The sequence below is a fragment of the Nonomuraea zeae genome (genome assembly GCF_005889725.1).
GTDB lineage: Bacteria > Actinomycetota > Actinomycetes > Streptosporangiales > Streptosporangiaceae > Nonomuraea > Nonomuraea zeae.
Genome location: NZ_VCKX01000309.1, coordinates 1 through 13833, shown reverse-complemented (window position 1 = coordinate 13833; position 13833 = coordinate 1). Strand labels below are relative to the sequence as shown.

The following is a 13833-nucleotide window of genomic DNA, read 5'->3' as shown; positions in this document are numbered from 1 at the left end:
GGGGGGGGGGAGGGGGCTTCGTGCACCGAGCCAGGGCCGGTCTCGGGCGGCAGGGCGTCGAGCCAGGCTTTCGCGGAGTGGGCGCGGATGCCCAGCTCGCTCATGAGCTCCACCACGTCCGCGTCGGCCGGGTTCGCGGCCAGGAGCTGCCGCGTACGGGCCTGCAGGCCGTGGAGGTCGCCCACCACGAGCCAGCCGTCCTGGAGCCGGCGGTCGGGCATGAGGGTCACCAGCACCCGCCACAGCGGGGTGCGCAGCGAGGGGACCATCACGGGGTGGGCCGGGTCGGCGCCGATGAGCTGGTCTTCGGTGGCCGCCGCGCCGAGCCACTCGGTGAGGCGGAACATGTGGCCCGTGACCGGAGCGGACTCCGACGAACGCAGCCAGTGCAGCACCCGCTCCTCGGCCGTGCGCTGGGCCTGGGAGAGCGCCTCTCTTTCCACCAGCATCTTGTGGGCCAGCGTGCGCAGGCTGACCGGGTCCTCGGCGAACAGCCGGTGCACCGCCACCGCCAGCTCCAGCTTGTCCAGGCTGCGGAACAGGTTGTCCACGACCCGGACCATGGCGTGGTCGGTGTCGGAGGGCACTGGGGTGGAGGGGGCGGCGCTGGACGAGGCCGGGTTGGCGGCTGCGGCGCCGGGCACCTGCGGCGAGTAGCCGGGTGTGCCGGGTACGCCGTTGCCACTGTTGGGGCCGCCCGCGCCGGGGATGGGCGGGATCGACCCGGTGTGGGGGCCGCCCGTGCCGGGGACAGCCGGGAATGACCCGGTTTGGGGGCCGCCCGTTCCAGGGATGGCCGGCATCGACCCCGTGTGGGGACCGCCGGACAGGGAGCCGGTGTCCTGGCGTCCCGATTGCGGGCCCGTGGGGCGCTGCGGGAGGCGTTCGGACTGGCCGGGGGCCGGGCGCTGCGGCAGGCCCTCGCCCTGAAGCCCCTGCTGCGGCTGTGCGGGGGACGGGCCGCTCTGCGGCTGGGCCTGGAAGGACCCGGTCTGCGGCTGAGCCTGGAAGGACCCGCTCTGCGGCTGCGCGGGGAACGAGCCCGTCTGAGGCCGCTCCGGGGTGCCGTCCTGCGGGAACGGAGGGAAGGAGCCCGTCTGGCGCTGGGCAGGGCCGCCCGGCGGGACCGAGCCGTTCGAGGGCGGCGCGCCCAGGTTCGGGGGTACGGAGGCGCCGGATGAGGGGTTCGGAGGGACGGCGGCGTTGGGCGGCACCGCCGGGAAGGAGCCGGTCTGGCGGGCGCGTTCGGGCGACTGGGCGGGGAACGCGCCGGTGCCGCGTTGCGGGCCGCTCTCGGGCTGTGCGGGGAAGGAGCCGGTCGGCCGCTGCGGAAGGCCGTCACCCTGCGCGGCGAGCGGGCCCTGGGCGGCGATGGGGCCGGGGGCCGCGAGCGGGCCGGGGGTCTGCGGCCGGGGAGCGCCATCGGGCTGGCCGGGCGTGGAGCCGGCCTGCGCGGCGAAGGGGCCGCTCTGCTGCTCCTGCTGGACCGGGAAGGAGCCCGTGCCCCTGGTGGAGATGCCCTCGCCCGCGAACGACGCGCCCCGCTGGAGCGGCCGGGTGACCTCCGGGTGGCCCGCAGGGGCCTCGCGCTGGGCCGGGATGCGGCCGATGACCTCGCGGAAGACCGAGCCCATCACCACTTCGGGCGTGGCCGACGGTGTGCCGAGGTCGCTGGGGGACAGGCGGCGCAGCCGCTGCCAGCCGCCGAGGCCGGCGATCGCCGTGCGGGTGGCCTCCGGCCAGCCGGGCAGCGTGGGGTCGATGTGGTGAACCGTCAGGGCCGGCAGCAGGTCGGCCAGCGGCAGATGATCCCAGCGGGCGGCGGCCAGCCGGGCCAGGCGCTCGCAGATCCAGTCGAGTCCCGCCGTGCCGAGCGCCCTGGACAGAGCCAGGGAGGACCACCACCCGGCGGGCAGGCGCGGATCGCCCAGCACCTCGGCCACCTGCTGAGGGCGGCTCCAGCGCAACGCAGGGACTAGGTCGCTCAGGCAGATCGATGACTCGACTTCCATCGGCGGACCTTATCCTCCCCAGTGAGCCGCGTGGCGCTGCCCGTTACGCATGTGGCTATTGGTGCAGCCTACGCGGCAAGCTATCAATCAGTGTGAATAGGGTAAAGACGGTTCAGATCCAAACCGTACCGTGGCCGACCGCCCACCTGGGCCACACATGCGGCACCAGCACGGCATCCTGCCTGCAAAGCGGCCTCTTCGCTGACACCATGCAAAGCCGCGGTCAGGAATCCGGCGGCGAACGCGTCACCGGCACCCGTCGAGTCCACGACCTCGGCGGGCACACCCGGCACCGCGGCGACCACCTCGCCGCCCACGGCGGCCAGCGCGCCTTCCGATCCCAGCTTCACGACCGCTGTGCCATACATGTCACTCAAGAGTACGGCTGCCCGCTCCGCGTTCGTGGCCCCACTGAGCAGGAGAGCCTCGTCGAGGTTCGGAATGATCAGCCCGGCGGTGGCCGATTCACGGATGAAACGTTCAATCCCGAAGTCACGCAGCGGCCCGGTGGAGGCCGGATCGATGCTGACGGCGATGCCCGCGGCCGCCGCCTCCGCCATGGCGAGCCTCGCCAGCCGCAGCCCCGGCTCGGCGAACAGGATGTAGCCGGAAACGTGCAGCCGCTCGACCCCGTCGAGCAGGGAGGAGGCCCAGTCGTCCTCGGAGATCAGGCCGCCCGCGCCCCGGTTGGTGAGCATCGAGCGCTCGCCGCTCTTGTCCACCATCGCGATCACGACCGCGGTGGGATGCTCTTGGTCCACCGTGACGTGCGGGCGCACGCCCGTCTTGACCAGCTCGGTGGTGTGCCACTCGCTGCTGTCGTAGCCGAGCCTGGTCAGCAGGCGCACGTCGGCGCCCAGGTGGGCGGCCCAGGCGGCGGTGTTGGCGCCGGAGCCGCCGGGGCGCAGCACGATGTCGGCGGCCGTGTCCGTGCCCGACATGACCGGCGAACCGTGCAGGGCCACCACGTCGGTGACCGCGTCGCCAATGACGAGGAGACCCCCGTCGGTCACGACCGAGCCCACGAAAGGGCGATCTGGGCAGCCAGGGCGGTGTTGCCGCGCACGGCGGCCAGGTTCGCCTCCAGGGAGGCGCCCGCGGTCCCGTCGACCAGGTAGCCGAGCAGGAACGGGGTGATGGCCTGCCCCTTGACCCCGCCGCGCTCGGCGGCGGCCAGCGCCTCGCTGAGCACGCGGTCGTGCAGCTCGGGGTCCAGCTGCCGGTCTTCGGGGACGGGGTTGGCGATGATCAGCGCGGTCTCCTGGCCGCCGAGGGCGTCCTGGCCGCGCATGATGGCCGCCGCCTCCTCGGGCGACTCGATCCGCCAGTCGATCGGCTGGCCGGAGGAGTGCAGGTAGAAGCCGGGGAACTCGTCCGTACGGTAGCCCGCCACGCTCACGCCCCTGGTCTCCAGGCGCTGCAGGGTCGCCGGCACGTCGAGGATCGACTTCACGCCGGCGCAGACGACCGTGATGCGCGTACGGGCGAGCGTGTCGAGGTCGGCGGACTCGTCCTGGTCGTCGGTCCAGCCGCGGTGGACCCCGCCCAGCCCGCCGGTGGCGAAGACGCGGATGCCGGCTCGGGCGGCCAGGAACGACGTCGCCGACACGGTAGTGGCGCCGCTGGCCTTCAGCGCGGCCGCCACGGGCAGGTCGCGCTGGCCCAGCTTGCGCAGGCCGGCCTCGGTGGCGATGCGCTCCAGCTCCAGCTCGTTCAGGCCGATGCGGGGCACGCCGTCCAGCACGGCGATGGTGGCGGGCACGGCGCCCGCGGCGCGTACGACGCCCTCCAGCTCCCGTGCCACCTCCAGGTTGCGCGGCTGCGGCAGCCCGTGGGAGATGATCGTGGATTCCAGCGCCACTACCGGCGAGCCGGCGGCCAGGGCCTCGGCGACCTCGCCGGACGGTTGGAGGAAGGAGTCGGCGGCGCTGCGCATGGTGAGTTTCATGCTCCTTGAGTGGTCCTGAACTGCTTAGGAGGAACGGCGTGTTTCACGGAATTTGTTCCGAACGGAGCAGGTTACGACCCTGCCTGCCCGGCCGTCCACCTGAGGATCACACGAGGAGCGCGACGCCCGCCAGGGACACGGTCGAGACGATGCCCGTGGCGATGCCGCCGAGCAGCACGGCCCGGCCGCCCTTGGCCAGTTTCCGCACGTCGATGCCGGTGCCGAGGCCGAACAGGGCGGCCGCCATGAGCACGTTCGTCACCTGTGGCACGGCGTCGGTCACCGCTGCGGGGATCTGCCCGGTGCTGCGCACGATCACCATCGCCAGGAACGCGGCCACGAACAGTGGCATGACCGGCGGCCTCCGCGTGCGCCCGGGACGGGGTGCGGCGTCCTGGAGGCGGCGGAGCCGATGGGAGGTCAGGGCGACGATCGGGGCGAGCAGGACGACGCGGCCCAGCTTGACCGTGACGGCGCCCGCCAGCACGCCCGAGGCGGCGCCGATCGCGGCCACCTGCGCGACCTCGTGCACGGCGGCGCCCGCCCACACGCCCAGCTGGGTGGGTGAGAGGCCGATGAGGGCGGCCAGCAGGGGCACCAGCACGATCGAGGCGGTGCCGTAGAGCACGACGACGCCGAGGGCGCCGGCCGCGTCGTCGTCGTCCGAGACGTCCGTGCTCTCGCGCATGGCGGCGATGGCCGCCGCGCCGCAGATGGACACGCCCGTGGCGATCAGCAGGCTCGTGCCCCTGGTGAGGCCCAGCAGGCGGCCGATCCGGGGCGTCACCGTGAACGTGACCCCCGTCGCGACCGCCACGACGGCCAGGGTCTGCCAGCCCAGCGCCAGCACCTGCGGCACCGCGATCTGCAGGCCGAGCAGGGCGACCGCCACGCGCAGCACCCGCCTGGAGACGAAGGCGAGGCCCGGCCTGAGCCGCCCGCCGACGCCCGCCGACGCGGCCAGCGCCGTGCCGGAGAGCACGGCGATCACGGCGGGGCTGAGCGCTGGGACGACCCGGTTCACCAGCAGCGCGAACACCACCGCCAGCGCGGCCAGCGCCACACCGGGCACGAGAGAGGGCCCTCGCCGGGAGCCTTCGCCCGTGGCCGCCGCGACGCCGGGCGCGGCGGGGAGCCCGGAGCCCGCGCGTGTGGGGCTCTCACCCGCGCGCGTGCCGTGGACCGGGCGAGGGCGCGCCGCCGGTGCTGCGAGGGCGGTCGGGGTGCTGGCCGGGGCGGTCACCGGGCGGTGCGGCAGGGGCATGATCTCAGTGTTCTGGCGGCGGCGCGGGCCCGGTAGCCAGGCATTGCCTGGGAGGTCATAGCCTGTGGCTATGAGTACGCTGCCCGACCTCGACTCCTTGAAGCTCCTGATCGACGTGGGCGAGCTGGGCAGCCTCGGGCAGGCGGCGAAGGCGGCGGGCATCGCCCAGCCGTCCGCGAGCAAGCGCATCGCCCTGCTCGAACGCCGCCTCGGCCTCCCCCTGCTCGAACGCACGCCGCGCGGCTCCACGCTCACCTCCGAGGGCAAGATGGTCGCCGGCTGGGCCGCGCAGGTGCTGGCCGCCGCCGGTGAGCTCATGCGCGCCGCCGAGGCGGTGCGGCACCGCGAGGCCGCCCACCTGCGGGTGGCGTCGAGTATGACCGTGGCCGAGTACCTGGTGCCCCGGTGGCTGGGCGAGCTGCAGAACAGGGAGCCCGACGTCCAGGTGGGGCTCGCCGTGGTGAACTCCACCGACGTCGCGGCCCGGGTCCTGGCCGAGGAGGTGGAGCTCGGGTTCGTCGAGGGGCCGAGCGTGCCGGACGGGCTGGACAGCCGGGTGGTGGGCACCGACAGGCTGGTGGTCGTGGTGGCGCCGGGGCATCCCTGGGCCCGCCGCCGTACCGCGCTGAGAGGCCCCGAGCTGGCCGCGACGCCGCTCGTCGTACGTGAGCCGGGGTCGGGCACCCGGGAGACGCTGGACGTGGCGTTCAGGAGCCTGCACCAGGCGAGCCCGCGCCAGGAGCTGGGGTCGAACCCGGCGGTCAAGGGCGCGGCGCAGGCGGGGGTGGCGCCGGCGGTGCTCAGCGGGTACGCGGTCGAGGCCGACGTGGCCACCGGGCGGCTGGTCGAGGTGCCACTGGCCGGGCTCAACCTGGTGCGGAGCCTGCGGGCGGTGTGGCGGCGCGGCCGGGCGCTCACCGGTCCCGCCGCCATCCTGCTCGGCATCGCCAGCCGTCCCTGAGCAGCGGGGACGGCCGTTCCCTTGCCTCTGTGCGCGGGCGTTGACGAATGGTGTGGTGTGGGTCGTATGGTGCGGGAATGAGGTCGTATGACGTGATCGTCGCCGGCGGTGGGCACAACGGGCTGGTCGCGGCCGCGTACCTGGCCGGAGCCGGGCGGCGGGTGCTGGTCCTGGAGAAGTACGACCACGTCGGCGGCCTGGCGATCTCCGCCCGGCCCTTCCCCGGCGTGGACGTCCGACTGTCGCGCTACTCCTACCTGGTCAGCCTGCTGCCCGCCGAGATCGTCGCGGACCTCGGGCTGCAGCTGGAGCTGCGCCGCCGGCGCTACGCCTCGTACACGCCCCGAGGCGGCACCGGCCTGCTCGTCGACGACGAGGACGAGACGCGGACGGCGGCCTCGTTCCGCGAGGTCACGGGCGGCGACGAGGACCACCGGGCCTGGCAGGACTTCTACGGCATGACCGCGCGGGTCGCGCGGGCCCTGGCCCCCACGATGCTGGCGCCGCTGCCCAGCCCGGCCGAGGTCGAGCGGCTGGTAGGGGCAGAGGCGTGGCGCGACCTGTTCGCGCGGCCGATCGGGGAGAGCGTGGCCGAGCGCTTCGGCGACGACACCGTACGCGGCGTCGTGCTCACCGACGCGCTGATCGGGACGTTCGCCGACCCCGACGCCGACCTGGCGGCCAACCGGTGCTTCCTCTACCACGTGATCGGCGACGGCACCGGCGAGTGGAACGTGCCGGTGGGCGGCATGGGCGCGGTCTCAGGGGCGCTGGAGTCGGCGGCCCGGCGGGCGGGGGCCGAGATCAGGACCGGCGCGGAGATCGTCGGGATCTCCCCGTCGGGGGAGGTCGCGTTCGCCGACGAGGACGGCGAGCACACGGTGAACGGCGGGCACGTTCTGGTCAACCTGCCGCCCGCCGTGCTCGACCGGGTGATGGGCCGGCCGGAGACGGTGCCCGAGGGGGCCCAGCTCAAGGTCAACATGGTGCTGGCCAGGCTGCCCAGGCTGCGGGACGCGAGCGTGGACCCGGCGGCGGCCTTCAGCGGGACCTTCCACATCAACGAGGGGCACGACCAGCTCGCCAGAGCGTACGCGCAGGCGGCGGGCGGGGAGATCCCGGAGTTGCCGCCGGCCGAGGTCTACTGCCATTCGCTGACCGATCCGTCCATTCTCGGTCCGGAGCTGAGGGGCAGGGCGGAGACGATGACGCTGTTCGGGCTGCACATGCCAGCCCGACTTTTCCGGAAAAATCCCGATAAAGCGCGAAAAATGGCGCTTGAGGCTACCTTCGCCTCCATCAACTCGGTGCTCGCGGAGCCCATCGAGGAATGCCTGTTCAAGGCCCCCGACGGCACTCCGTGCGTTGAGGTCAAAACCCCCGTCGACCTGGAAAAGGACGCCGGGCTGCCCGGCGGCCACATCTTCCACGCGGACCTGAGCTGGCCGTACGGGGAAAAGGGCGGCTGGGGCGTCGAGACCGAGCACGAGCGCATCCTGATGTGCGGCGCGAGCGCCCGCAGAGGCGGCGGCGTCAGCGGGATCGGCGGCCACAACGCGGCGATGGCGCTGCTACGGCGAAAAGGATGACTACGGCGAAAAGGATGAAAGCGTTATTCGTCGGAAATGAGCTTGGTGGCCACTTCCAGAGCCACCCGCGCGCGCTCCGATTCGTCCAGATCCATCTCGAACAGGAACGGCACGCTCCCCAGGATCACCGCGAACACCGCCAGCCTGGCCTCGAACTGCCGGACCGCGTCGGCCCCCGGCACCGCCAGCAATGACAGCATGCTGATCACCCCGGTCTGCAGCCGCGCACCGGCCGGCATGTCCCGCATGACCCCCTGGTTCACCTGAGCGAACCTGAACAGCGGCCGCCACTGGTTCTCCAGCAGCCCCGCGATCCGCCGCAGGATCTCCCGCCTGGACTCGACCGTCGATGGCTGCTCGCGCGCCCACCCCACGAGCTCGTCGATGGAGTCGCCAAGCCCGTCGACGATGCTCGCGAGGATCGCCTCCTTGGTGCGGAAATGGTAGTAGAGCGCCGGTCTGGTGATCTCCAGCCGATCCGCGACCTCCTGCAGCGAGGTCTTGTCGTATCCGCGCTCGGCGAACAGCTCCAGCGCGACCTGCTGGATCCGCTCTCGTGTGTCCGTCCGCCGCCCTGCCATCCCGCTCCCATCACTTGACGCCCGGCCCACGATTGCTTACTTTCGCGTAAGTAAGCAATGCGGCCCGGCTTGTAGGGAGCAGACTATGGCCCAATCCTTCCCTGTCCAGCGCACGTGCCCGTTCGCGCCACCGCCCGAGTACGAACGGCTGCGCGAGCAGGCCCCGCTCGTACGGGCGTCCCTGCCCGGCGGCGAGGTGTGGCTGGTGACCAGGCACGCCGAGGCGCAGCAGGTCCTGATGGGCGCGGGCATCAGCACCAACCCGGCCACCCCCGGCCACCCGAACCACCTCCTCAGCGCCGAGCCGCTGATGCCCGAGCGGCTCGAAGCCCTCGAACAGACCGCCGTCGGCCACTTCATCGACCTCGACCCGCCCGCGCACACCCGCTTCCGCCGCCTGCTGATCCCCGAGTTCACCGTCCGGCGGGTCAAGGAGCTGCGGCCCGGGATCCAGCGGTTCACCGACCAGCTCATCGACGACCTGCTCGCAGGGGACGGAGAGGCCGAGCTGGTCGAGGCGTTCGGGCTGGCGCTGCCGTCGCTGGTCATCTGCCAGCTGCTCGGGGTCCCGTACGCCGAACACGAGTTCTTCCAGTCGCGAACCCGGCTGATGCTCTCGGCGGCGAAGGACCCGAAGGCGGGCTTCGCCGCGATGATGGAGATCAGGAGCTACCTCGACGAGCTGGTCACCAGGGCCGAGGCGAGCCCGGAGGACGACCTGCTCGGCCGCCTGATCAACACCGGGCAGCTCACCCACGACGAGCTGGCGGGCGTGATCTTCCTGCTGCTCGTCGCCGGCCACGAGACCACCGCCAACATGATCCCGCTGGCCGCCCTCACGCTCATGCGCCACCCCGACCAGCTCGCCGCGTTGCGCGCGGACCCGTCCGGGTGGCCGATGGCGGTCGACGAACTGCTGCGCTACCACTCGATCGTCGACTGGGTGGCCTTCGACCGGGTCGCCACCGAGGACCAGAAGATCGGCGGGCAGCTCGTCAGGAAGGGCGAGGGCATCTTCGTGCTCGGGGCCTCCGCCAACAGGGACGAGCGGGTGTTCGAGCGGCCCGACGAGTTCGACGCCGCACGCGGGGCCCGCCACCACGTGGCCTTCGGCTACGGCGTCCACCAGTGCCTGGGGCAGAACCTGGCCAGGGCCGAGCTGGAGATCGCGCTGCGCACCCTGTTCGAGCGGATCCCCACGCTGCGGGTCACGATGGCCGACGAGGACCTGCCCGCCAAGTACGATGGCTTCATCTTCGGGCTCACCGCGCTGCCCGTCGCGTGGTGATCCTCATGAAACGCCTGTGAGCGCGTTCATCACCTTTTCATGATGAACCTCTAGCGTTTGTACTATGAGTGAGCCCGCACGGTTGCTGGTAGTGGACGACGAGCCCGCGTTGCGCGAGGCGTTGCAGTCGAGCCTGGAGTTCGAGGGCTACAAGGTCGTCACGGCCAACGACGGGCTGGCCGCACTCGACGCGGTGGCCACGGACACCTTCGACGCGGTCCTGCTCGACGTCATGATGCCGCGCCTCGACGGGCTGACCGCCTGCCGCAGGCTGCGGGCCGCGGGCAACCACATCCCCGTCCTCATGCTCACGGCCCGAGACGCGGTCGGCGACCGGGTGTCGGGGCTCGACGCCGGGGCCGACGACTACCTGGTCAAGCCGTTCGAGCTGGACGAGCTGCTGGCCAGGGTGCGCGCCCTGCTGCGGCGGGGCGCGCTGAGCAGCGGCACGCCCGAGGGCGACTCGCTGACCTACGGCGACCTGCGCATGGATCCGGCGACCAGGGAGGTCACCCGGGGCGAGCGCCGGCTCGACCTGACCCGCACCGAATACCTGCTGATGGAGCTGTTCCTCGCGCATCCGCGCCAGGTGCTGACCCGCGACCAGATCCTGAGCGAGGTGTGGGGCTTCGACTTCGAGCCGACGTCCAACTCGCTCGACGTCTACGTGATGTACCTGCGCCGCAAGACCGAGGCGGGGGGCGAGCCGAGGGTGATCCACACCGTCCGCGGGGTGGGCTATGTCCTGCGAGCGGCCTCGTGAGACGAGGCAGCCTTCGATCGAGGCTGACCCTGCTCGTCACGGCGGCGGTGGCGGTGGCCATCGCCGTCTGTGCGGCGTTGTCGTGGTTCATCGTGCAGATCCAGGTGGTCGGGCAGCTCGACCAGAGCATCCTGGAGTCGGAGAAGCAGGGCGACAAGAACTACCTCGTGCACGAATGCACCATCGAGGGCTCGCCTGGGCCGTTCGACGGCATGGCGACGCTGCTGAAGGCCGACGGCACCACCTGCTCCGTCGGTCCCGCCATCGTGCCGACGGACCTCGATCAGCTGGCGGTGAACCGGCCCGGCGAGCCGATCTACCGCGACGGCAAGACGCGCGACGGCAAGCCCGTACGGGTGGTGACGGTGAACTTCGCGCCCGGCGTGGCGGTCATGGAGGCCCGGCCGCTCTTCCACGTCCAGCGCACGCTCAGGAACACCGCCATCTACCTCGGCGGGATCGCGGCGATGGGCGTGCTCGGCGCGGCGTGGGCCGGGCTAGCCATCTCGCGCGCGGCGCTGCGTCCCGTGGGCGACCTGACCAGGGCCGTCGAGCACATCGCGCAGACCGAGGACCTGGACACCCACATTCCGGTCAGAGGCAGCGACGAGATCGCTCGCCTGTCCTCCTCCTTCAACGCCATGACCACGGCCCTGGCAGGCTCCCGCGAACGCCAGAAACAGCTCGTCGCCGACGCCGGGCACGAGCTGCGCACGCCTCTCACGACCCTGCGCACCAACATCGACCTGCTGCTGCGCAGCGAGCAGACCGGTCGCAGCCTCGATCCGGACGCCAAGGAGCGCCTGCTGATCAACGTGAAGGCCCAGTTCGCCGAGCTGTCCTCGCTGGTCGCCGACCTGCTCCAGCTCGCCAGAGGCGACACCGACCACGAGCCGCACGTCGAGCTCGGCTTCCACGAGATCGTCACGGCGGCCGTCGAGCGCGCCAGGCTGCGCGGCGCGAAGGTCACCACCGACCTGACCCCCTGGTACGTCGTGGGCAGCGCCACCTCGCTCGAACGCGCGGTGCTCAACCTCATCGACAACGCCGCCAAGTTCAGCCCCGAGGGCGAGGTCGAGGTGTCGTTGCAGCACGGCCGGCTGACCGTCCGCGACCATGGCCCGGGGCTGCCCGAGGAGGAGCTGCCGCACGTCTTCGAGCGCTTCTGGCGCTCCCCGTCCGCCCGCGGCCTGCCGGGGTCCGGGCTGGGCCTGGCGATCGTGGCGCAGGCCGTCGCCGAGGCCGGCGGAACCGTCAGCCTGGCGAACGCGCCCGGCGGCGGAGCGATCGCGACGCTGGATCTTCCCGGAACTCTCATCCGTCACTCAGAATCGGATAAGTCCCGTTAAAGACCCAAACCGTGAGCTGGCTGCATGGAAACGACAGCAGTAAGGACACACCTGGTCGAGGTGGTCGTCCCGGTTTACAACGAGCAGCGGGCGCTACGCGCGAGCATCACCCGGCTGCAGACCTACCTCACCAGGAACCTCCCCTACGGCTTCCGCATCACGATCGCCGACAACGCCAGCACCGACAACACCTGGCAGATCGCCACCGAGCTGGCCGGAGAGCTGGCCCACGTGCGAGCCGTGCACCTCGACGAGAAGGGGCGCGGCCGGGCGCTGCGCCGGGTCTGGTCGGAGAGCGAGGCCGACGTCGTCAGCTACATGGACGTCGACCTGTCCACCGACCTGGACGCCTTCCTGCCGCTGGTGGCGCCGCTGCTGTCCGGTCACAGCGACCTGGCCATCGGCACCCGGCTGGCCCGGGCGTCGCGGGTGGAGCGGGGCACCAAGCGCGAGTTCATCTCCCGCTCGTACAACCTGCTGCTCCGCTTCGGGATGGGCGCCGGATTCTCGGACGCGCAGTGCGGGTTCAAGGCCGTCCGTACGGAGATCGCCCAGGCCCTGTTGCCCGGTGTCGAGGACGAGCAGTGGTTCTTCGACACCGAGCTGCTGCTCCTGGCCGAGCGCCACGGATTGCGCATCCACGAGGTCCCCGTGGACTGGGTGGACGATCCGGACAGCCGGGTCGACATCATGCGCACGGCCCTCGACGACCTGCGCGGCCTGGCCCGCGTGGGGCGCAGGACGCTGTCCGGCGCGGCCCGCATCCCGGTGCCCGCCCGGGTCGAGCGGGCCGAGCTGCCCAAGGGGATGGCCAGGCAGCTGCCCCGCTTCGCGATCGTGGGCGTGGTCAGCACGCTGGCCTACCTGGCCCTCTACTCGCTGCTGCGCCAGGTCGTGCCGCCGCTGGTGGCCAACGCGGTCGCGCTGCTGGTCACGGCCGTGGCCAACACCGCCGCGAACCGGCGCTTCACCTTCGGCGTCAAGGGCTCGGGCGGGGCGATGCGGCACCAGCTGGAGGGGATGATCGCGTTCCTCGTCGGCCTGGCGCTCACCTCGGGCAGCCTCTCGCTGCTGCCCGACGGGGTCTCGCACGGGGTGGAGCTGGTCGCGGTCATCATCGCGAACGCCGCCGCCACCCTCGTCCGCTTCCTGCTGCTGCGCGTGTGGGTCTTCAACCCGAAGCGGGAGACGGCCCGATGACCACGATCACCGAGACGCGGTCCGGCCACCGGGCCGCCACGACGCGCAGCCTGCCCGCCCGCGTCTTCCTGGGCGCCGAGCAGGACCCGCGCTGGTCGCGGCCCGCGCTGTGGGCGGTGCTGGCCGTGGCGTTCGTCCTGTACGCGTGGGCGCTGAGCGGCAACGCGAACGAGTACTACGCCGCCGCCATCCTCTCCGGCACGCAGAGCTGGAAGGCGTTCTTCTTCGGCGCGATCGACGCCGGGTCCTACATCACCGTGGACAAGCCGCCGCTGGCGCTGTGGGTGATGGGGCTGTCGGCGCGGATCTTCGGCTACGGCACGTGGAGCATGCTGCTGCCGCAGGCGCTGGCCGGGGTGGCCGCCGTCGGGCTCGTCCACTCGGCCGTCCGCCGCGCCTTCTCCCGGGGGCCGGCCGGGCACGTGGCGGCGCTGATCGCGGGCGTGGTCATGACGCTCACGCCGATCACCGTGGCCATCAACCGGGACAACAACCCGGACACGGTGCTCGTCCTGCTGCTGGTGCTGGCGGCCTGGTTCTGCCTGGAGTCGCTGCGGACCGGGCGGCTGCGGCCGCTGCTGCTGGCGGCGTTCTTCGTGGGGCTGGGGTTCAACGCCAAGATGCTGCAGGCGTACCTGGTGGTGCCGGCGTTCGCGCTGGCGTACCTGGCGTGCGCCCGCGGGACGTGGCCGCGGCGGGTGGGACACCTGCTGGCCGCCGGAGCCGTGCTCGTGGTGTCCAGCGCCTGGTGGATGGTCATCACCGACCTGTGGCCGAAGGACTCGCGCCCCTACATCGGCGGCTCCACCGACAACACCGTCTGGGACCTGGTGATCGGGTACAACGGCCTCGGGCGCATCTTCGGCCAGGGCCGGGGG

At 72.2% G+C, this 13833-nt stretch carries 11 protein-coding genes and 1 pseudogene; 7 read left to right on the top strand and 5 right to left on the bottom strand.

The features are described 5' to 3' along the window. The 4 genes and pseudogenes from ETD85_RS51650 to ETD85_RS51635 all read right to left on the bottom strand — a co-directional run. Nucleotides 1-2012: pseudogene (locus ETD85_RS51650) on the bottom strand (hypothetical protein); the annotation flags it as partial. Between the two features lie 83 nt (nt 2013-2095). Further along, a complete protein-coding gene (locus ETD85_RS51645) occupies nt 2096-3037 on the bottom strand; it encodes a carbohydrate kinase family protein (protein WP_240779983.1) in 942 nt (313 codons plus the stop codon). Then, entirely contained in the window at nt 3022-3960 is a 939-nt protein-coding gene (locus tag ETD85_RS51640) for a pseudouridine-5'-phosphate glycosidase (RefSeq protein WP_240779982.1), read from the bottom strand. The genes ETD85_RS51645 and ETD85_RS51640 overlap by 16 nt, the downstream gene beginning before the upstream one ends. Before the next feature lie 106 nt (nt 3961-4066). Then, complete coding sequence (locus tag ETD85_RS51635) at nt 4067-5224, bottom strand: YeiH family protein (RefSeq protein WP_206059413.1); 1158 nt, start codon at nt 5222-5224, stop codon at nt 4067-4069. A gap of 70 nt (nt 5225-5294) precedes the next feature. On the opposite strand from ETD85_RS51635, the gene ETD85_RS51630 reads away from it, so the two are divergent. After that, a complete protein-coding gene (locus ETD85_RS51630; protein ID WP_138697202.1) occupies nt 5295-6185 on the top strand; it encodes a LysR family transcriptional regulator in 891 nt (296 codons plus the stop codon). A 77-nt stretch (nt 6186-6262) separates the two neighbouring features. After that, on the top strand, nt 6263-7774 hold the full coding sequence (locus ETD85_RS51625; protein ID WP_138697201.1) for a phytoene desaturase family protein: 1512 nt from the start codon (nt 6263-6265) through the stop codon (nt 7772-7774). A gap of 23 nt (nt 7775-7797) precedes the next feature. On the opposite strand, the gene ETD85_RS51620 is transcribed toward ETD85_RS51625, so the two are convergent. Next, nucleotides 7798-8355 carry a TetR/AcrR family transcriptional regulator gene (locus ETD85_RS51620; protein WP_138697200.1) on the bottom strand — a complete coding sequence of 186 codons (558 nt, stop codon included), beginning with the start codon at nt 8353-8355 and terminating at the stop codon, nt 7798-7800. A gap of 85 nt (nt 8356-8440) precedes the next feature. Here ETD85_RS51620 and ETD85_RS51615 point away from each other — a divergent pair, with 85 nt between their 5' ends. From ETD85_RS51615 to ETD85_RS51595, 5 genes are all read left to right on the top strand, one after another. Continuing rightward, nucleotides 8441-9643, top strand: a complete 1203-nt coding sequence (locus ETD85_RS51615) for a cytochrome P450 (RefSeq protein ID WP_138697199.1) — start codon at nt 8441-8443, stop codon at nt 9641-9643. Between the two features lie 64 nt (nt 9644-9707). Next, nucleotides 9708-10406: a response regulator transcription factor gene (locus tag ETD85_RS51610; protein ID WP_138697198.1), complete on the top strand. Its 699-nt coding sequence runs from the start codon at nt 9708-9710 to the stop codon at nt 10404-10406. Beyond that, the gene (locus tag ETD85_RS51605) at nt 10403-11755 is read left to right on the top strand and encodes a sensor histidine kinase (protein WP_138697197.1); all 1353 of its coding nucleotides are present in this window, start codon (nt 10403-10405) and stop codon (nt 11753-11755) included. Before ETD85_RS51610 ends, ETD85_RS51605 begins: the two co-directional genes overlap by 4 nt. A gap of 24 nt (nt 11756-11779) precedes the next feature. Next, nucleotides 11780-12955 (top strand): bifunctional glycosyltransferase family 2/GtrA family protein, encoded by a 1176-nt coding sequence (locus ETD85_RS51600; RefSeq protein ID WP_138697196.1) that lies wholly within the window; start codon nt 11780-11782, stop codon nt 12953-12955. Then, nucleotides 12952-13833 (top strand): ArnT family glycosyltransferase (locus ETD85_RS51595; RefSeq protein WP_138697195.1); only part of this gene is annotated, 882 nt, incomplete at its 3' end. The genes ETD85_RS51600 and ETD85_RS51595, both read left to right, overlap by 4 nt.